Here is an 18,618-nt window from a genome sequence, read left to right on the forward strand (position 1 = left end):
TGATCTATATTACCTGTTTATCTTGCACTTTTTTCTCCCTCGCGCCATCTAAACCTATGCCACGCAATATGTGATTGATTTTTCAGCAAGCCCTAATTAACAGCAAATGGGATGAAAATTGTCGCAGTTGAGTGGGAATTTTCACATTTATTCTTTAGTCAGCTAGGAGTGGACTTCATTTTAACTGTTAATCAACCTTCCAAAGCTGCCAAGAGACTATGATGTTTTTTACCCGATCGCCCTGCTTAATGGTGCAGCAGGTGCGATAAGCTTTCAGCAGCATGGGCGATCGCACTTGGAGCAGTTTCACAACCCGCGGCTTCGGCGGCGCAGTGGCTGGCGTGGAGTGCGTGTCCGACTGTTTTCGCCCCAGAGTCGATCGCGCCGTCAGCTACAAAACCATTAGCTTCGTACTGACCCATTTCGGCTTGCATCTTCCTGTTAAACTCAGATTGATTCGGTTCCCAGTTGCGGACTGTTTGGACAATCTCGATCCCAGCCCAAATTAGCATTCCGAGGACGATCGCAGCAATCAAGTATTCCATAGCTTTTACACAAATTGAGGTTAGCTTTATCTAATTTAACGCAGCAATTGCCAAGAAACAGGAAGGCAATGACAGCACTTTGCTAGCATAATGATGAATATTCCTTTCGATACTAGAGGCAATATGGCAACAATTACGATTCGCAATGTGCCAGATCAATTGGTCGATCGCATCAAACGGCTTGCGGAACAAAAGGGAGTTTCGATGGAGCAGGAAATTCGCGATCTGCTACAAAGCCGTTATGTGCAGCGGGGCGCGGTGATCGATCGCATCCGTCGGCGTTGGGACATTCTGCCGGTGCAAACGGCTAGCCAACTGCAAGACTGGAAAGAGCAAGGACGACCCTGATGGTAATTGATACAATGGTGTTCGCTTATGCGCTGTTGCGGGTGGAGAATCATCACGAGCAGGCGATCGCAGCCTTAGAGACAGCAGAGCAGATTATTGTGCCCGATTCGCTATTTGCCGAGTTGGGTAATGTGGTATGGCAATGGATTCAGTTTCGGCAGTTGCCAATTGAAACAGGGCTAGAGGTGCTAGACGATGCAGAGGCATTAATCGATAAGATTGTCCCTAGCGCTCAGGTTCGAGAGATTGCTTTGGAGCTAGCAGTCGGGGCCAATCATTCGTTTTATGATGCGTTATTTGTCGCGGTGGCAATTCGGGAGGAAGTTCAAGTGATTACGTTCGATCGCAAACTAGCGGCAAAGTTTCCCGATCGAGTCCAGCTTTTAGAATAACGATGATGCCTGTCAAAAGGTCGGCATACCGTGATTTGTTAAATTGGTTAAAAGTTATCGTTGAAAGAGCGCTAAAAGCTTCAAAAACAGTAGTTAAGTTTAATCAAATTTTGTATAGTCAACTGGTAAAAGTGCTATGACACAAAATCCTAATGAAGCTAGAGAATACGATGCTGTCCTTGGCAGTGAGGCTCCAATGCCAACTAACGCCGCTGTTTTGGGAGGCATCGAAGGTGTAAAGATGCGCTTGGCGAGTGCAGTTGTCGAGCAACGAATTGCTGCCGTTTTAGATGCGCCCAAGTATGGAGAAGCTGGTTTAGATTTGGTGATTCGGGTTTTGCAGGATGAATCAGACCAGGTACAAAGAGCTGCATATCGGCTATTGCGGGAAAGGACAGAGCCGAGAGTTAAACAGATTTTACAAGAGTACAATCCCTGGCGACTTTTTGAGCGCTTGTATAAAAGTAATTTTGATTGGCATTCAAGTTCGGTTAATTCCGTCGCTATCAGCCCTGATGGACGAACGATTGTTAGTGCAAGTGACGACACAACAATTAAAGTCTGGAATCTGGACACAGGGGAATCGATCAGAACTCTTGAAGGACATTCACACGCGGTTTATTCCGTTGCCATCAGCTCGGATGGGCAAACTCTTGTAAGTGGGGGTTGGGACAATATTAAAGTCTGGAACCTGGACACTGGGGAATTAATCAGAACTTTTGCAGGAGATTTAAATTATTCCGTAGCCATCAGCACAGATGGGCAAACTCTTGTGAGTGGGAGTGGGGACAATATTACAGTCTGGAATCTGCACACAGGGGAATCGATCAGAACTCTCGAAGGACATTCAGACGAGGTTACATCCGTCGCCATCAGCCCGAATGGACAAACTTTGGTGAGTGCGAGTAGGGACAAAACAATCAAAGTCTGGAATCTGCACACCGGGAAATTAATCAGAACGTTTGCAGAACCTTCAAACTCAGTTTATTCCGTTGCCATCAGCCCGGATGGGCAAACTCTTGTGAGTGGGAGTGGAGACCGTACTATCAAAGTCTGGAATCTGCATAGGGGAGAATTAACCAGAACCCTTTCAGGACATTCAATGAGCGTTAATTGCGCCGTCATCAGCCCGGACGGGCAAACTCTTGTGAGTGCGAGTTGGGACAAAACTATCAAAATCTGGAAGCTGCACACCGGGGAATTGATCGGAACTCTCGAAGGACATTCAAGCTCAATTTATTCCGTAACGATCGGCACAGATGGGCAAACTCTTGTGAGTGGGGGTTACGACCAAACCATCAAAGTATGGAATCTGCAAGCCAGGGAATTGATCAGAACCTTTGGAGAACATTCAGACGTAGTTAATTCTGTTGCCATCAGCCCAGATGGGGGAACTCTTGTGAGTGCGAGTAGGGACAAAACAATCAAAGTCTGGAATCTGGACACAGGGGAATCGATCAGAACTCTTGAAGGACATTCAGATGCAGTTAATTCCGCAGCCATCAGCCCGGATGGGCTAACTATTGCGAGTGGGAGTTACAAAACCATCAAAATCTGGAATCTGGATACTGGGGAATTGATCAGAACTCTTGAAGGACATTCACACCAGGTTAATTCTATTGCCATCACTCCGAATGGGCTAACTCTGGTGAGTGGCGGTTGGGACACCATCAAAGTATGGAATCTACACACAGGGGAATTGAGCAAAACCCTTGTAGGAAATTCACACGGGGTTAATTGCGTTGCCATCAGCCCGGACGGGCAAACTTTCGTTAGTGGAGATTGCCAGAACACCCTCGAAGTTTGGAATATGGAAACCGGGGAATCGATCGGAACTTTTGCAGGACATTCAGATTTAATTAGTTCCATAGCCATTAGCCCGGATGGGCAAACCCTTGTCAGCGGGGGTGGGGGTTACGACAAAACAATTAAAGTCTGGAATCTGCACACCGGGGTATTGAACAGAACTTTTGCAGGACATTCACGATCAGTTAATTCCGTCGCCATCAGCCCTGATGGGCAAACTATTGTGAGTGGAAGTGATGACAACACTATTAAAGTTTGGAGCCTGCACACCGGGGAATTGATTAGAACTCTCGAAGGACATTCACACGAGGTTAAATCCGTTGCCATCAGCTCGGATGGGCAAACTCTTGTGAGCAGCGCTCGGGAAATTGTAGTGTGGGGTGTGCGGTAAAGTTTTTGTTGGGTAGAGTTTCGATTCGCAATGTACTCGACAAAACTGGACAACCAGACCAATAATCCGTCACTCAACTCGATGACTTATTTCCCTTGCAACACCGTGCCGTTCGAGGAGAATTGTAACCCCCATTAATATCATTTACAGTAATTAATAGCGAAACAAAACCTATAATGGTGAAGTAGAAAAAATCATGCCATACAGTCAATTTACTACGATCGCCAAAGCGAAACAAGCTTTCGGTCTGACAGTCCAAGAAGGAACTCGCTTTATACCTCCGCTAAGCCCGATCGCACCCTCAGACATCCTCAGCGGCACCCTCCAAGATAGCCTCCCCATCGTCGCTACATCGGGAAGTGAAAAAGCGCGATCGGAAGGGATTATCTATCCGGTGCTGCTGGAAGTGAGGCGGATTCTCGATCGCCAAATTAGCCTTTTCTCCGGCGAAGATTTCACGATCGACGAAGCTGTCGGACTGAATGGAGTGTTTGATTTTCTGCTGGCGCGATCGTCCGAAGTGCTAGAAATTGAAGCCCCCGCCGTTGTAATTGTCGAAGCTAAAAAGACCGACCTCAAAAGCGGATTGGGTCAATGTATTGCCGAAATGGTTGCCGCTCAACGCTTTAATCAAGCCAAAGAAAAAAACATCCCCATCATCTATGGGAGCGTGAGTAATGGCATTCAATGGCAATTTATCAAACTCGAAAACCAAATTGTGACGATCGACTTATCCGTCTATCCTCTGCCCCCAGTCGAGCAAATCCTCAGCTTTTTCGTTTGGATGATCCAGAATGGTGCTGTTAACTCAGAAACAATTTAACCTTGCAATGCCGCCAACAGACATAACAACAAAGCCTCAGTCCACTCAACAACAGCACCGTAAGTATCGCCCGTGTGGCCGCCCAAACGGTGGTTAAACCAGGCTCCGGCAAAAATTCCGATCGCACTTCCCCCCAAAGCCATCCCCACCGCCAACAGCCAGCGATCGCCCTCCAAGACAACTTGCAACACGCTCAAACTCAGCAGCAACAGCACTCCTGGGATAAAATCAAAAGGTGAATAAATCGATTCTTTATGAAAAGCTCCCTTCCCCTCCGGGCGGAGATACGGATAGCGGGCGATCGCCACCAGTTGGGCCCACCTCCCCCAACCCGCCACACCCATCAAAGCCAACCACCGATAGTTACTCAAGTCCGAGAGCGCGGCAGTTTTGAGCAGGACGATCGCGATCGCAGCCATCGCTCCAAAAGCCCCTGTAACGCTGTCCCGCATCACTTCCAGCCTGCGAACCGGGTCGGGGACTGCCAGCCCGTCCGCCGCGTCCATCGCCCCGTCTAGGTGCAGCCCGCCAGTCACCGCGATGCCTAAAACTACCACCAAGGCCGATCGAGTCAGAGCAGGCATACCCAACAACTGCAACCCAAAATCCGCGAGTCCCAGCATCCCACCAATCAAAAGCCCGATCGCCGGTGCCAAGCGAGCAATGCCCCGAAACTCCAAAGTCCAAGACATCGGTACCGGCAAGCAAGTATAAAAAGCGACGGCCGCTGCGATGGCGGCACCTTGATTCCGGAAAAAGTCGATCGTAGAGCGAACCAATTTATCATCCATCTTGACACTCCCCGACTATCAAGGTACGGGGATTCTTAAGACATTTCTGTCAAAATATCCCTATTGCTAGGGTTCCCAGGCTGACTACGTTTGCACGCTTAAGTGCGTAATCATATGTCCTCAAAAATGTTTTAGGCGTAGACTTTCCCACCGGGAGGGGGTAGGTTTTTAAATCTTGTCTGATCTGTTTATTCTACCATCTTCATTTGTGAAGATGGATTTGTTATTTTACTTAACAATGGCAAAAAGCCGTCCTATAAGGACGGGGTTTTTAACCCAATTTTTTGATAAGGTAGAAAATTTTTCATGTTGTATGCGGTTGCTAATCCATTAGCCTGTGCCAGAATTGGAATTGTAACAGCCTAGTCCTTTGGATCGGGCATTCCTCCTGCCCGAGCTCTTTTCCCCGGAAAACCTCTGCCGGCAGCGATCCCGAAGATCCCAATCTAAAATGGCTAAACTTAAGATCCGCGTTTCCCGTATCCAGAATTCTAGCTAACTCCCTGATTTCCAAGTCGGGAACATATTACAACAGAGGCTTTTGCTCCATGAGTGACCAATTAAATAACAGGGTAGTTGCTCCTTGCATCATCGATACAGGCATTGTCGTCAACAAGCGCGATATCAAAAGATTGCTGTTTGATTTAGGACGTGTCCGCTACCTTCACATCCAAGATGGCAAGATTTACAGCGAAGGGGAAGGTTATGTGCTCGAAGTCTTCGCCAACCCCGATCGTTCTACCCTGATTGCCAACCACGCGCTTTATTTGAACGTATATAGTTTTGATTACCTGGAACTGAAACACTCCCCAGAAGAAGGTTCTTATTTTGACCTGATGCAAGATGGACGGCAGTTGCGGTTAATTCCTCTCTCCAATCCCTTGCAAGAACAAGTCGCCCGCAATTTAAATGCTGCGGCGTTGGATGCGGTGGTCGATCAGGTACTCTCAGGAAATTGGGATCTGCAATTGGATGAGGATGATTCTCCGTTTTAATCGTCAGTCAGTCGATTTTAGATTTTAGATTTTAGATTTTAGATTTTAGATTTCCTCGCAGCTTTGAATCTGGGAGGTAGAGTTAAGGTCTAAAATTTTTTGCTCTCCACGACGATTGTCGGAAACTTGTCTCTGTTTTTGGGCGGGGTCATGGTTTTTTTTGTCGCGATGTCAACAACAATAGATTACATAACACGGACTGCCCAGTAGCGGTTAACGATCGACGGTGACTAATGACTGAAGACAAGGCAAAATTTTCTTTTAAATGTCAGGCTAATTGCAGCCATACCCAAGCACGTGCAGGGGTTTTTGCGACTCCCCACGGTATTGTGGAAACGCCTAAATTTATGCCGGTGGGGACGCTGGCTAATGTCAAAACCTTGACACCGGCACATCTTGAGGACGCAGGTTCTCAAATGGTTTTGGCAAATACTTATCATTTGCACTTGCAGCCCGGGGAAGCGATTGTCGCCGGCGCGGGCGGATTGCACAAATTCATGGCTTGGCCTGGCCCGATTCTGACGGATTCGGGTGGCTTTCAGGTGTTTAGCTTGAGCCAAATGCGGACTATTTCTGAGAATGGGGTGACTTTTCGAGCTCCCCGCGACGGCCGCATCATTAATTTAACGCCGGAAAAGTCGATCGAGATTCAGAACGAGTTGGGCGCTGACGTGATTATGGCCTTCGATGAGTGTCCGCCTTACCCCGCTACACGGGACGAGGTGGAGGCGGCCACAGATCGCACTTACCGCTGGCTGCAACGCTGTATGCAAGCTCACTCACGCCCGGAGCAAGCTTTGTTCGGTATCGTCCAGGGGGGCGTTTTCCCAGATTTGCGATCGCGCGCAGCGAACCAGTTGGTAGACTTGGATTTGCCCGGTTATGCGATCGGCGGAGTTAGCGTCGGCGAATCGGGGGATTTGATCGCAGATATTGTGAGAGTTACTGCGCCCCTGTTACCGGCAAATAAACCCCGTTATTTGATGGGGATTGGCACCTATCGCGAAATGGCCTTGGCTGTGGCGAGTGGCGTAGATATGTTTGACTGCGTGATTCCGACTCGGCTGGGCCGTCACGGCACGGCTTTTGTGCGTGGGGAACGCTGGAATTTGAAAAATGCTCGGTTTCGGGAGGATTTTGCTCCGCTGGATGAGTCTTGTCCTTGCTATACCTGCCAAAAATTCAGTCGCGCTTATTTGGCACATTTGGCGCGGGCTAAGGAAGCACTCAGCTATACTTTGCTGGCGCTGCACAACGTGACAGAGTTGATTCGCTTTACTGGGAGGATGCGGGAGGCGATTTTGGCCGATCGATTTACTGAAGAGTTTGCCCACTGGCTGGCACCAACTGTCGATCGATCTTGATTGGCTTTGGTGAAGATATGCGACAATTATTAAAATTGTGTTGGATAGGTAGGTTGATTCATGGAAGCTGCATTACTGTTGGCTAAACTCCCCGAAGCTTATGCGATCTTTGATCCTTTGATTAATGTTTTGCCAGTGATTCCCGTGTTTTTCTTGCTGCTGGCTTTTGTCTGGCAAGCGGCTGTCGGGTTCAGATAAGTTTCATTTCATTAAAAAGCAGGGGCAATTTACCAATTGCCCCTGCTTTTAGCTGTTGAGTTTTTGAGCCGATCTCGTTTACGGTTATTTTGGAATTATTTAACCGCAGAGAACGCAGAGAAAGAGCCCAGAGATCTGAATAATTTTGATATGCTATGTTTAGCCCTGGCCCATCGCAATTTTAAATGCCGGTCTTTCTGAGATGCGCTTCATGTAATCTAAAACAGCCGGGTAAGGACTGAGATCGACTTGTAGCATCATCGGAATGTAAATCAACATCGATCCGACTGCTGCGTCAGCGACACCGAATTCATCGCCCATTAAAAACTGCTGTTTCTCGAAAATGCTATTTAATGGTTGTAACAATTTCGGGGTTTCGCGATCGCGGCTGGCTTCGACAAATATTCCCGGGCCGAGAGTGGCGTTAGCAAAGATGACCCACTGCACGATTTCGGCTTGTTTTTCCACAGTGTCCGGCATCTTACCATATTTTTGAGCTAAATACAGCAAAATTGCCCCGGACTCCCAAAGTTTAAAATCTCCGTCCACAATAGCTGGTACTTTGCCGATCGGGTTAATTTCCAGAAACTCAGGCTGCAAGTGTTCCGCTGCTTGCATATCCAGCAAGACGAATTCGTAAGGAACCGCTATTTCTTCGAGATACCACTTGACAATTGAGGCCCTACTGCGACCTTGGCCGTAAAGTTTTAGCACGGAATTTTTATCCTTGTAATGCAATATTGTTGTTATAGCATTTTTGGTCAGTTGACAGTTGATAGTTGATAGTTGATAGTTGTCAGTTGATAGTTGTTGATTGGGAATTAGCCATTTGAAATTAGAACCTTCTGAGAATGCTGATGTTACGGGATCATCTCAGTTTTGCATTTACAGTGCGAGCTCTTAAGCTCGCACTACCTACCATAAAAAATGCTTCTTGCAAAACTGAGATGCTCCCGATGTTACGGTGGGGAAAACGACTAATGACTAATAACGTTCGCGAGCCGGGGACAGCGCTACCGATTACTGACTAATGACTAATAACGTTCGCGAGCCGGGGACAGCGCTACCGATTACCGATTACTGACCCATAACTAATGGCACTTCTGTTAAGTGTAAAAACAAGATTCTGCCATCCATTTTTGTTAACTATGAGATGTTATAATTACAATATTCTAATCGACTGTTTTAGTTTACACTAAACTTTAGTAAAATAGCAATATTTCATAATTCATTCATTTTTACGTCACATTTGTTTCACAATTGACTGTTGAAAAATGCCGGGATTAGCTGTATTATATGGCAGACTATTTATCAAGTCACAAAATTCAGAATGCCACAATCTCGACCTTACCAACCATTGCTGCTGAGATTACTGCACGGGGCTAACGCTGCGATCGCCCTTTTATCAATTTTGAGCGCATTTATAGTGTACAACACCTATGACGGGCGCTTCGGGAAAGTCCCCGTGCCTCGGATTGCAGACATTATCGGGATTCACGGCACTTTTGGCAAGCTGTTAATTTTAGGAGTGATGCCAGCTTTTGCATTGTATAGTTTCCATGCAGGTCAAAGACGGTTGGTGCAGCAAGATTCTTTTGCCAAACTGGCGCAGTTGGGAACACCGATTTGGTGGTACAGTTTGCACCGGATTGTGAATACTTTGATGTTGTTAGCGCTCACTTTTGCGATCGCATCTGGCAGTATGGTTAAGGAAGAATGGCTGCCGGCTGGGGATTTGACACAGGTTTGGTATTATTTGCACCTCTCTGGTTGGGTGGTATTGGTGTTTTGTCTGCTAATACACTTGTTGATGAGTGCGAAGGTGGGAGGTTGGCCCCTAATTTTGTCGATGTTCGATCGCAAATACCGCCCGGAGGATTCACCGGCTGTTTGGTGGCGGAAAATTCGCTCTTTTGTCGATCGCTCTTAATCGAGAACCCATTGATTGTGCATTATTTCTGGTAAAATCACCACAGACCAAACTATTTAACAAGTGATCGTAAAGGTAATGAGGTATGTTGTTGGGCTTAAGCCCTCTTATATTTATTATCTAGTAAGCAATGCCGAATCAAAAACTCCATTTATAGTCAGCTATACTTTATATTTCTGAGAAAGGCTATAGCCTTTCTCAAAAAAATGAGGTATGACTGACAGCTTATAAAACCACTAAACTAAGAAGGGCTGAAGCCCAACAACGTACCTCATCTTTCTGACAAAGGCTATAATAACTCCCAACAACCTCAAAAATCAATTAATTTATGCAAGTTTGTCTCGTTACAGGTGGTAATTCCGGTGTGGGTTTAATGACATCTTTAGGTTTAGCTAAATTAGGACATCATGTCTTTATTGCTTGTCGTTCCCAAGAAAAAGCTAAAAGCGCGATCGCCTACATCCGTGAAACCACTGGAAATCCCAATATAGAATATTTACCCTTAAATCTCGCCTCCTTAGAGTCAGTGCGTCACTGTGTCAAGCTATTTCAAGACCGAAATTTGCCCTTACATATCCTCGTCAATAATGCCGGAATATTCGATGCCAGAGGCATGACTCAAGAAGGATTTGAGTTGATTTGGGGAACAAATTATTTAGGTCATTTTCTTCTGACTTATTTATTATTATCTAAAATACCAGATTTTCCCTCAAGTCGCGTGATTTTCGTCTCCTCAGATTTAGCATTAAAACCAACTCAAATTAACTGGGATTTATTTGTCAAAAAAACACCCTTAAATTTTATCGAATCATATAACCAGTCAAAACTTTGCCTGTTGCTCTTAACCAGACAACTTGCCCAAAAATTAACCAATGTCACAGTTAACGCAGTTCATCCAGGTTTTGTCCAATCTAATATTACCATCGGTCATCGTTTGAGCAAATATCTCGGTTTAGGAATTAGTCCCGAACAGGGAGCTTATAGCAGTCTCTTATGTGCAAATTCTCCAGAATTTGAGTTGATCGCAGGTAAATTTTTAGGTCGAACAGGACAAGAAATAACATTACCTGTATTAGCACAAAATAATGATTTATGCCAACAGTTATGGGAAAAAAGTTTATTATGGACTGGCTGCACTCAATCCGTCCAGAAAGAAAGAAATAATTATGATGCTACTGATGGGATATGGGGACCTTACGATCTCAAGTTAAATCAGGATGAACTCGCGACTATTTGCGATCGTATCTTTAAGGAAGTTTTACCAAAACCGCCCGTTAAAGTTTTATTGACTCAGGCATTAAAAGCCCTTTTGAGGTGCCAATTTGGTTCAATTATGTTACTGCTGGTTCAATGTTACAAAGGCCAATTCTATATGGAAAGACATTTAGATTCGGCTGCGGTGTTGCACCTGTGTCAAGATGATAATTTATTGAAAATACTGACAGCTTATTTAGGAGACAATTTACAATTATGGCGGTCAGAATTATGGGTCAATTATCCCTCGCGTCAATTAATTCCTTTTTGGCATCGAGATATTTATCCTAATTTACTGACTGGGGAGGGAAAAACAATTAATATTTATATTGGTTTAACAGAAGTAACGGAGACAAACGGGTTTGAATATATCTCGAAAAGTGACCTCAAAAAATGTCAAGTCAAAATTACCGATTTCTTTAGTGGGAATCATTTTTTTCGAGTTCCCAATGAAGTTGAAGAGAAGGCGATTCCGGTAGTTTTAAAACCCGGTGAGTTTATTTTATTTACCGATCAACTTGTACATCGTTCGATTTATAATAGAAGTGGCAAAGTTCGTCTTTCTTTAACATTGCGGGTCGCCCAACCGAGTATAAAAGTTTTACCAGGTTACACTTCTAATTATCAGGAACCTGTCACTCTGAATTCTAGGTAAGTTGGGGATTGGGGATTAAAATTTTATTTATTTCTTATTTCTTTCTTCTTTGTGGTGAAAGTGAAGAATGTCAGCCAATTAGTGCAGAAGCTGAAGCAGAAGTTGCTCTGACTAGAAATGTGAAGAAGACTTTTTTCAATAACCAATCCGTAAAAAATGGTAACAAGAATAATAGTCCGATCGCTCTTAATGAAAAAATGAACAGAAATATCGTATTAATTGTTGTAGAAGTTTTGGTGATGGGAGGTTGGTTGTTTGCTGTGGCTGCTCCTTTATTATTCCCCTAATCCTATCATATCAAGTTTGGTGAAGAATTTAGAATTAGGTTTGTAGTGAGGACTTCAGTCCTTCATGAATGCGGACTAAAGTCCTCACTACTAACCGATATGAAGCTTTTTGTGGTGAGCGACAAGATTTGTGGCGGGTTTCCTAGGCTGCGGAATACCCGCTCAAAATATCGGCAATTCTATTATAAACTCAGCACCGCCTTCAGTTGGAGATTGAATTTGAGATTGAACTGGAGATTGAACTGTCATGCGCCCGCCATGCAACTCTACAATAATTTTATAGCAAACCGACAGCCCCAATCCTGTAAAATTTTTTAATGATTTAGTATGGTAAAATGGGTCAAATACTCTCTGTTGAATTTCCGGCGGAATTCGGGAACCGTTGTGGGCGATCGATACTGCAATAAATCTGCCTGTTGAATGCTCGACAATATCTGTTTTAATTGTAATAGTTTGATCGAATTTGTCAATCCTGTTAACAGCATCAATCGCCTTGCTGAGGATATTAGCGAATACTTGGCTCAGTTGACCGGGATAACACAAAATTGGTGGTAGGTTGCTGTACTCCTTGATTACTAATATTTTTTTCTCCAGTCGGTGAGCGAGCAACAGTAGAATATTGTCGATGCTTTCGTGAAGGTTGGCGCGTTCTTTGTTGGGTTCATCTGGAAGTGAAATGTTCCGCAAAGCCAGGATGCTCTGGCGTATGCGATCGGTTCCTATTTTCAGAGAGTTGAGAATTTGTGGCAAGTCTTCGCTGATAAAATCTAGGTCGAAGCTCTCTATTTCTTGGGCAATTCGCGGCACAGGTGTGGGATATTGTTCGCGGTAGAGGCGAAGTATCTTCAGCAAATTATTGAGATAATCGTTGACGTGAATCAGACGGCCGTAAATAAAGTTAATTGGGTTGTTAATTTCCTGGGCAATTCCGGTGGCGAGTTGACCGACAATTGTCATTTTTTCGCTTTGTACTAAATGCTCTTCGGTTCTTCTGAGTTGTGCTAATACTTCTTCTAAAAGTTTGAGTTCTTCTTGAATTTGCCCGTGGAGTTGGGATTGGGAAATTGCGATCGCCAGTGAGTCTGCAATTGCCTCCAAAACTTCCACTTCGTCGGGAGTCGCAAACCGCCGATTCGCACAAGCGAACAGATATCCCAGCCGATTAGTCTGAGTCAGTACGGGTACTGCTGCGTAGTGGCTGTCTGTGAGTTCGAGATGCACTGCTTCCTGAGAGTCTGTGGCATCGGGGGCGGAGGTTTTCTTGAGAAGTATCGTTTCGCACCGATGCAGCCGTGCAGCTAAATCTCCAGAGGGCCCTGTTTGGGCGCCGAAGATTCCCAAGCGCCCCGGTAAACCTTCCCGGCAATATTCCCAGCAAAATTCTACAGTATCTTGTCGCGGGTCGTACCAGCCGAAAATTGCCCGATCGAGCTTTAGCAAAGTACCGAGTTCGTCTACTGTAGTTTGCAGGATGCGATCGAGCTCCAAGGAAGCGCGAATGCGGCCTGTCAATCGGTGGAGAAGGGCTTCTGCGCGAGTGCGGATGCACTTTTGGGAAAACAGTTTCAGTGCCACAATTACCGCGAAAATAGCTGCGGCGAACAGTCCGGTGGCTGCTGCTGCTAATCTATTTAAGGCGAACAGTTCTTTTTCGAGATTGTCGCTGGGAATTACTAGGGCGATCGACCATTCAGCTTGTTCTAAAGGAAGATAGGCAACATAAACTCTGGCGTCGTTGATTTGAGTCAGTACAATGCCCGTTTTTTGATAAACCATCTCCCGGACTACATTCGCCAAATTAGGATCTGCGGACTCTAAAAGACTGGGAGCAGCTTTGTCAATATTTCCCATTAACCGAGTGTCGGGATGGACAATCGGCACTCCTTGAGAATTGAGTACAAAAGCGTAACTTCCTGCCTCATATTCCAGCTTTCCCGCTACTTCCCCAATTCTGTCGATAGTAATGACACCGTTCATTACTCCGATCGCCTTTTTTGGTTGATTCTCCTGAGAATTTGACCACACCGGAGCCGAAATGGGAACAATACTTTGTTTTTTGAGCGTGCGAGAAATGGTAGGATCTGAAACATATACTTGCCCAGCCATTGCCTTTTTGAAGTGTTGGCGATCGCTAACGTTAATCAAAGCTCTGCCAACTTTTGTGGTATAATAAGAACCATCTGGTTCGATTAATGCGAAATGCTTGAAGTCTTGCAGTCGATTTACTTCGGATTTTAAATAAGGCCCTGCCACAGACCAATTCATCGATCGCACCGGAGGAGTGTTAGCAAGGGTTTCGAGCTCAGTCTTTCTCGTGCCGATCCAGCGATCGATCTTATTACCGCGCTCCTTAACTTCTAACAAAACATTTCGCTCTAAATTGTTGACAATCAAGCGGCGAACCCTTTGATAGCTGATACAACCAGCGATGCTAGCTGCCATAATTGTTACGCCCAAAATTAACAACGCGATTTTGTAGCGCAGATCGTATTCGCCCTTAAATCTCGCTGGCAATAGTTGAGTTAATTTCCACCACTTCACTTTCGCAAAGCTTCCCATGGTTTGACCAATTTGTGAGATTGAAATTCTCAGCTCACCAGCGATGAACTTGCCCGCCTGTCAGCAGTCTGAAACTACTAGCAATAATTGCGGGGATTTTTGAATTTTTTCCCGCCGGCCCGCTCACCTTGTCTGACTGGAATCAGATTCTACCATATTTTTGAGAAACTACAATATTTATTCAACAATTTAATTATTCAAATTTTTCATAGTTTTGTTAACTGCTATTAATAATTTATGTCAATTGGGCAAGATAGCCCACAAGCACCCGATGTTGAAAAAAAGAGTAAATCTGGGACAGTTGACAGTTTTCATCAGTCAGAAGGAAGAAGAGAGAGGCAAGAAGGCAGATGCCATTCGGATTCGCGAGCGTCAAAAAAAGGAAGAGGGAACAAGAAGGAAGAAGAGAGAGGGAATACACAGCCAGCTTTGTTAGCCACTCATATTTTATGTTTAATTAGGTGGATTGACTGGTTTGGTAATGTTGAAATATATTGCTTTTGTGCAATTAGATAAGGTGCGGACTGCACCCTACATTGATATGTATGGCGTTGCCGCAATCATAAAATATTAAAAGTTTTGAGTTATTGTTGAACGAAAAATTTGTTGTTAAATCTTTAATTCAAATCTCAAAACTTTTTGCGGTGCTAAATAGCTGCTGTTTGGCGATTTATTTATAGAACCTTGTGAGTGTGTTCGTGCTGTTTCACATTGTCTTCAGTGCGAATGACGCGCTCGGTGTTCAGCACTCTTTTGCGTTCTAAGGAATAGGTAAAGTCGTTGCGAACTGTTCCTAAGGGAATGTGAACTTGAGCCTCGGGGCGGATTTTGTAAGTGCGGGCTGCGGCGATCGCCCGAAAGCCAAATTCTTCGCTAAACTGAGCTTCGGCGGGGAATTCCGGCAGCCTTTTGGGTGATTCGCCGTCGAGTATCGAGCCTAAAGTCGTCCCCCAAGCCATTTCATAAGATGTGGGAATTCCCTTGACAATTGCTTGCAAAGCTGCTGAGGGGATAGGTTCGATTACTTTTACTTGATGAACTTCGCCTTCTTCTTTGATGAAGCAGGTGGCTAAACCCACTACTATGTAGTCGTCGGTGCCGAGTTCGGGTGCGCTGGGATAAACTGTTGCAGTCGTCATAAGAAAAGGTTGGTAGTGGAGAAACCGGGAGGGAGAAATTAAGCGATTTGAGATTTTTGCCGGAGATTTTTTCGGGGGATTTTACCTGAAAAATCTCAAACTGGCGGTTCTAGTCTCTAAAATTTTTGTTTAAAGCTCCAAAAAGCCGATCGCGCCAGTTAGTCGATCCTACCACATCAAGGCAACTGCCGGATGATTCGGCAAGGATTCCCCGCCGCCACGACGTTGGCGGGAATATCTTTGACAACAACACTGCCTGCGCCGATCGTGCTATTGTCGCCAATAGTGACTCCCGGGCAAATAATACTTCCGCCGCCAATCCAAACATTATTACCAATATTAATTTCAGAGGCGAGATCTCGGCCAGAAAGTCGGATTTCCGGATCGGTGGGATGAAAAGCAGTGTAAATTTGCACGTTGGGGCCGCACAGCAAATTTTCGCCGATGTTAACTCGATTGCAGTCGAGAATCACGCAGCCAAAATTCATGTACAATCCGTTTCCCGCATAAATATTGCTGCCGAAGTCGCAGTAAAAAGGCGGCTCGATTTCAATTTTGGGGCCGATTGCACCGAACAATTCGCCAAGGATTTCTAACCGTTTCTCAGGTTCGTCTTCGCGGGTAGAATTGTAGATTCTGGCGAGGCGGCGGGCTCGCTGGCGATCGGCAATTAATTGTTCATCCGCAGCTAGATACAATTCGCCGGCGAGCATTTTTTGTTTTTCGGTTTTTTCCATAAGAATCGGCGGTAATAATCGGCCCTAATAATCGGCGGTAATAATCGGCGGAATAACATAAAACGGCGGTTGAAACCGCGTCTACAGAAACAATGTCCACCTCCGTGGACTGAAGAAAATAAGGTAATTTCAACCCAATACGCGATTGATAAGACGGCGGTTGAAACCGCCGTCTCCTTCAACCCGCGGAGGCGGGTTTTGCTTGTATAGACGCGGTTTCAACCGCCCGGTGTTCTTGATTCTGCAAACAAACTGTTAAATCCAGATTAGTTAATTGCTCAAAAGCTCGATCGATCGATCCTTTTCCCCGCAAAAAACCAGTATTCGCAGCGGGGCAGATATATTGAAGAGTCGAAGGCGAAAATCGATCGATAATTGACTGCACGCTGTTAATTTGCCTCGGCCAGTGAAAAGTTTTTGGCGTTCTCTGCGGTACCGGAGCGCCTTCTCGATTGGGGAGCAAGTGTCTGCCGGTAAACAACACTCCACCGCTGCCAGTATCATAAAGGCAAGATGAACCAGGAGAGTGGCCGGGAGTCCACAATGCTTTTATGCGATCGCTCACAGCAAATTCTCGCTCAAAAACCGTCAGTTGCAATCCTGGGAGCAAATAAGCTTCCTGCTCTTGAATCAGGATATCGCAGCCCGTGGCTTCCTGAATCTCCCGCGCCTTGGCGATCGCGCCGCGGTGGGTGAGAAACAGCAGCCGCACGCCGCCGTTTTCCCGCAAAAAGGCTAGGTTAATCTCATCCCAAGCGGGACAATCTACCAGGATGTTCGATTCGTTTTCTACAATGAAATAAGCTGTCGCACCCAGCGTATCCCGGTTAGGTGGGAAAGCAAAAATATTTTCCAGCACGAGCCTGGGCTGTTTGGAGACTGAAGTCTGTTGTTTCAAGGATATATTCAGAGGCATGGAATAAATATTATGTTTTTTTTACTATGGTTGCTTGTATTGGGGTTGATCTCTTACTACTTGTTGCAGAGCAGCACCAGCCGCATCACGCGAACTCCGGTATGGCTGCTGTGGCTGGTAATGATGGCGCCGGCGCTGATTTGGAGCGGTTGGCTTTTAGTTAACGGCGCGAGCAAAAAAGTACCGCCCGAGTTGGTAATTATACCTTTTCTGGTTTGCCCTTTTTTGTACTGGTTTTTGGTACAGTTGGGGCGCAAGCAAATTACCGCCTCCACGGCTGAGCAGATAGCAGGCTCTGGAAGTGAACCGACAGAGCCCAAACCGCCCCTGCGCCCGATCGATTCCGAGGAAGAAGCGAGCTTGCGCGATTGTTTTCCTTGGTCAATTTACTTTTTGCAAGATTTAGAATTTCGCGCGCAGGCTGTCATTTGTCGGGGACAGTTGCGTACGAACCCGGAGGCGGCTTATCAGGCGATTCGGGAGAATGTCCAGAAGCATTTTGGCGATCGCTTTTTAGTCATCTTTCAAAATAGCTTGAGTGGTCAACCTTTTTTTGCGATAGTTCCCAATCCCAGCCACCAATCCGGGGAAACTTCGGTCAAAACTGAATCTGTAACCAGGCCATTTTTTGCATTAGCTTTGGTGCTGATTACGGTGTTTACGACTACAATTGTCGGCTCGCAAATTGCCGGAGTCACTGAAAAAATTTTGCAGTCCAACCCGTATGTGTTGCTTCAGGGTTTGCCTTATTCCTTGGCTCTCATTACAATTTTGGGAATTCACGAATCCGGTCACTATTTAGCTGCCAGATTCTACAAAATTCGCACGACTTTGCCTTATTTTATTCCGGTTCCTTTTTTCTTGGGAACTTTTGGTGCATTCATTCAAATGCGGAGTCCAATTCCCAACCGCCGAGCTTTATTTGATGTCAGTATTGCCGGCCCGCTGGCGGGTTTGGTCGCGACAGTGCCGTTGTTGATTTGGGGTTTGGATCATTCGACAATTGTACCGCTGTCTGACAAGTCGGGAATGTTAAATTTTGACTCTTTTAGTCCGAAATTTTCGCTGCTGATGACTTTGTTGAGCAAGTTAACCTTGGGCGGCGCTTTCAATGCGGAAACTGCGATTAATTTGCATCCGGTAGCGGTGGCGGGCTATTTGGGTTTGATCGTGACTGCATTTAATTTGATGCCTGTGGGACAACTCGACGGCGGGCATATTGTACACGCGATGTTTGGCCAGCGGGCTAGTATGGCGATCGGGCAATTTGCCAGAATTTGTATGCTGCTGCTTTCTTTTTTGGAACAAGGTTTGCTGTTGTGGGCAATTATTTTGTTTTTGACGCCTCTCAACGACGAACCTGCGTTGAATGATGTCAGCGAATTGGACGATAGGCGAGATTTTTTGGGGTTGCTGGCGATCGGGCTTTTGTTAATTATTTTGTTGCCAGCGCCCAAGATACTCCTTCAGTGGTTAAATGTTTAGAAG

19 protein-coding genes are annotated in these 18,618 nt (G+C 45.6%); 12 read left to right on the forward strand and 7 right to left on the reverse strand.

Annotation, left to right across the window (positions count from 1 at the left end; genetic code table 11):
* Window positions 1-245 precede the first annotated feature (245 nt).
* Entirely contained in the window at window positions 246-545 is a 300-nt protein-coding gene (locus JGK07_RS11980) for a hypothetical protein (RefSeq protein WP_293189879.1), read from the reverse strand.
* Window positions 546-635: 90 nt separating this feature from the next.
* Between JGK07_RS11980 and JGK07_RS11985 the strand changes: the two genes are divergently transcribed.
* The 4 genes from JGK07_RS11985 to JGK07_RS12000 all read left to right on the forward strand — a co-directional run bounded on the left by JGK07_RS11985 (window position 636) and on the right by JGK07_RS12000 (window position 4,305).
* Entirely contained in the window at window positions 636-893 is a 258-nt protein-coding gene (locus tag JGK07_RS11985) for a hypothetical protein (RefSeq protein ID WP_293226491.1), read from the forward strand.
* Window positions 893-1,285 (forward strand): type II toxin-antitoxin system VapC family toxin, encoded by a 393-nt coding sequence (locus JGK07_RS11990; RefSeq protein ID WP_293226488.1) that lies wholly within the window; start codon window positions 893-895, stop codon window positions 1,283-1,285. The genes JGK07_RS11985 and JGK07_RS11990 overlap by 1 nt, the downstream gene beginning before the upstream one ends.
* A gap of 136 nt (window positions 1,286-1,421) precedes the next feature.
* On the forward strand, window positions 1,422-3,482 hold the full coding sequence (locus JGK07_RS11995; RefSeq protein ID WP_293226486.1) for a hypothetical protein: 2,061 nt from the start codon (window positions 1,422-1,424) through the stop codon (window positions 3,480-3,482).
* 196 nt (window positions 3,483-3,678) lie between these two features.
* The gene (locus JGK07_RS12000; protein WP_293178440.1) at window positions 3,679-4,305 is read left to right on the forward strand and encodes a hypothetical protein; all 627 of its coding nucleotides are present in this window, start codon (window positions 3,679-3,681) and stop codon (window positions 4,303-4,305) included.
* Here JGK07_RS12000 and cobS read toward each other — a convergent pair.
* Window positions 4,302-5,096, reverse strand: a complete 795-nt coding sequence (gene cobS, locus JGK07_RS12005; RefSeq protein WP_293178443.1) for an adenosylcobinamide-GDP ribazoletransferase — start codon at window positions 5,094-5,096, stop codon at window positions 4,302-4,304. The genes JGK07_RS12000 and cobS overlap by 4 nt on opposite strands.
* Before the next feature lie 548 nt (window positions 5,097-5,644).
* On the opposite strand from cobS, the gene JGK07_RS12010 reads away from it, so the two are divergent.
* From JGK07_RS12010 to JGK07_RS12020, 3 genes are all read left to right on the forward strand, one after another.
* Window positions 5,645-6,091, forward strand: a complete 447-nt coding sequence (locus JGK07_RS12010) for a hypothetical protein (RefSeq protein ID WP_293178446.1) — start codon at window positions 5,645-5,647, stop codon at window positions 6,089-6,091.
* A 233-nt stretch (window positions 6,092-6,324) separates the two neighbouring features.
* Window positions 6,325-7,455, forward strand: coding sequence for a tRNA guanosine(34) transglycosylase Tgt (gene tgt, locus JGK07_RS12015; RefSeq protein WP_293178449.1), 1,131 nt, complete (start codon window positions 6,325-6,327; stop codon window positions 7,453-7,455).
* Between the two features lie 60 nt (window positions 7,456-7,515).
* Window positions 7,516-7,653 carry a photosystem II reaction center protein K gene (locus tag JGK07_RS12020; RefSeq protein ID WP_293149949.1) on the forward strand — a complete coding sequence of 46 codons (138 nt, stop codon included), beginning with the start codon at window positions 7,516-7,518 and terminating at the stop codon, window positions 7,651-7,653.
* Between the two features lie 159 nt (window positions 7,654-7,812).
* On the opposite strand, the gene JGK07_RS12025 is transcribed toward JGK07_RS12020, so the two are convergent.
* Window positions 7,813-8,367 (reverse strand): glutathione S-transferase family protein, encoded by a 555-nt coding sequence (locus JGK07_RS12025; RefSeq protein ID WP_293178452.1) that lies wholly within the window; start codon window positions 8,365-8,367, stop codon window positions 7,813-7,815.
* A 616-nt stretch (window positions 8,368-8,983) separates the two neighbouring features.
* Between JGK07_RS12025 and JGK07_RS12030 the strand changes: the two genes are divergently transcribed.
* The 3 genes from JGK07_RS12030 to JGK07_RS12040 all read left to right on the forward strand — a co-directional run bounded on the left by JGK07_RS12030 (window position 8,984) and on the right by JGK07_RS12040 (window position 11,779).
* Window positions 8,984-9,583, forward strand: coding sequence for a cytochrome b/b6 domain-containing protein (locus JGK07_RS12030; RefSeq protein ID WP_293196486.1), 600 nt, complete (start codon window positions 8,984-8,986; stop codon window positions 9,581-9,583).
* Between the two features lie 328 nt (window positions 9,584-9,911).
* Window positions 9,912-11,492 (forward strand): SDR family NAD(P)-dependent oxidoreductase, encoded by a 1,581-nt coding sequence (locus JGK07_RS12035; RefSeq protein ID WP_293242690.1) that lies wholly within the window; start codon window positions 9,912-9,914, stop codon window positions 11,490-11,492.
* Window positions 11,493-11,500: 8 nt separating this feature from the next.
* Window positions 11,501-11,779: a hypothetical protein gene (locus JGK07_RS12040; RefSeq protein ID WP_293189885.1), complete on the forward strand. Its 279-nt coding sequence runs from the start codon at window positions 11,501-11,503 to the stop codon at window positions 11,777-11,779.
* A gap of 162 nt (window positions 11,780-11,941) precedes the next feature.
* Here the strand turns inward: JGK07_RS12040 and JGK07_RS12045 are convergent, their stop codons facing one another.
* Complete coding sequence (locus tag JGK07_RS12045) at window positions 11,942-14,320, reverse strand: cache domain-containing protein (protein ID WP_293189887.1); 2,379 nt, start codon at window positions 14,318-14,320, stop codon at window positions 11,942-11,944.
* A gap of 289 nt (window positions 14,321-14,609) precedes the next feature.
* Here JGK07_RS12045 and JGK07_RS12050 point away from each other — a divergent pair, with 289 nt between their 5' ends.
* Complete coding sequence (locus JGK07_RS12050) at window positions 14,610-14,774, forward strand: hypothetical protein (protein ID WP_293178467.1); 165 nt, start codon at window positions 14,610-14,612, stop codon at window positions 14,772-14,774.
* 238 nt (window positions 14,775-15,012) lie between these two features.
* On the opposite strand, the gene JGK07_RS12055 is transcribed toward JGK07_RS12050, so the two are convergent.
* The 3 genes from JGK07_RS12055 to JGK07_RS12065 all read right to left on the reverse strand — a co-directional run bounded on the left by JGK07_RS12055 (window position 15,013) and on the right by JGK07_RS12065 (window position 17,112).
* Window positions 15,013-15,477: a hypothetical protein gene (locus JGK07_RS12055; protein WP_293178469.1), complete on the reverse strand. Its 465-nt coding sequence runs from the start codon at window positions 15,475-15,477 to the stop codon at window positions 15,013-15,015.
* 176 nt (window positions 15,478-15,653) lie between these two features.
* A complete protein-coding gene (locus JGK07_RS12060; protein WP_293178472.1) occupies window positions 15,654-16,214 on the reverse strand; it encodes a sugar O-acetyltransferase in 561 nt (186 codons plus the stop codon).
* 178 nt (window positions 16,215-16,392) lie between these two features.
* Entirely contained in the window at window positions 16,393-17,112 is a 720-nt protein-coding gene (locus JGK07_RS12065) for an MBL fold metallo-hydrolase (protein ID WP_293178475.1), read from the reverse strand.
* A gap of 30 nt (window positions 17,113-17,142) precedes the next feature.
* On the opposite strand from JGK07_RS12065, the gene JGK07_RS12070 reads away from it, so the two are divergent.
* Window positions 17,143-18,615, forward strand: coding sequence for a site-2 protease family protein (locus JGK07_RS12070; protein ID WP_293189890.1), 1,473 nt, complete (start codon window positions 17,143-17,145; stop codon window positions 18,613-18,615).
* The last annotated feature ends 3 nt before the right edge of the window (window positions 18,616-18,618 follow it).

The organism is Microcoleus sp. PH2017_24_DOB_U_A (genome assembly GCF_020738205.1).
Lineage (GTDB): Bacteria > Cyanobacteriota > Cyanobacteriia > Cyanobacteriales > Microcoleaceae > Microcoleus.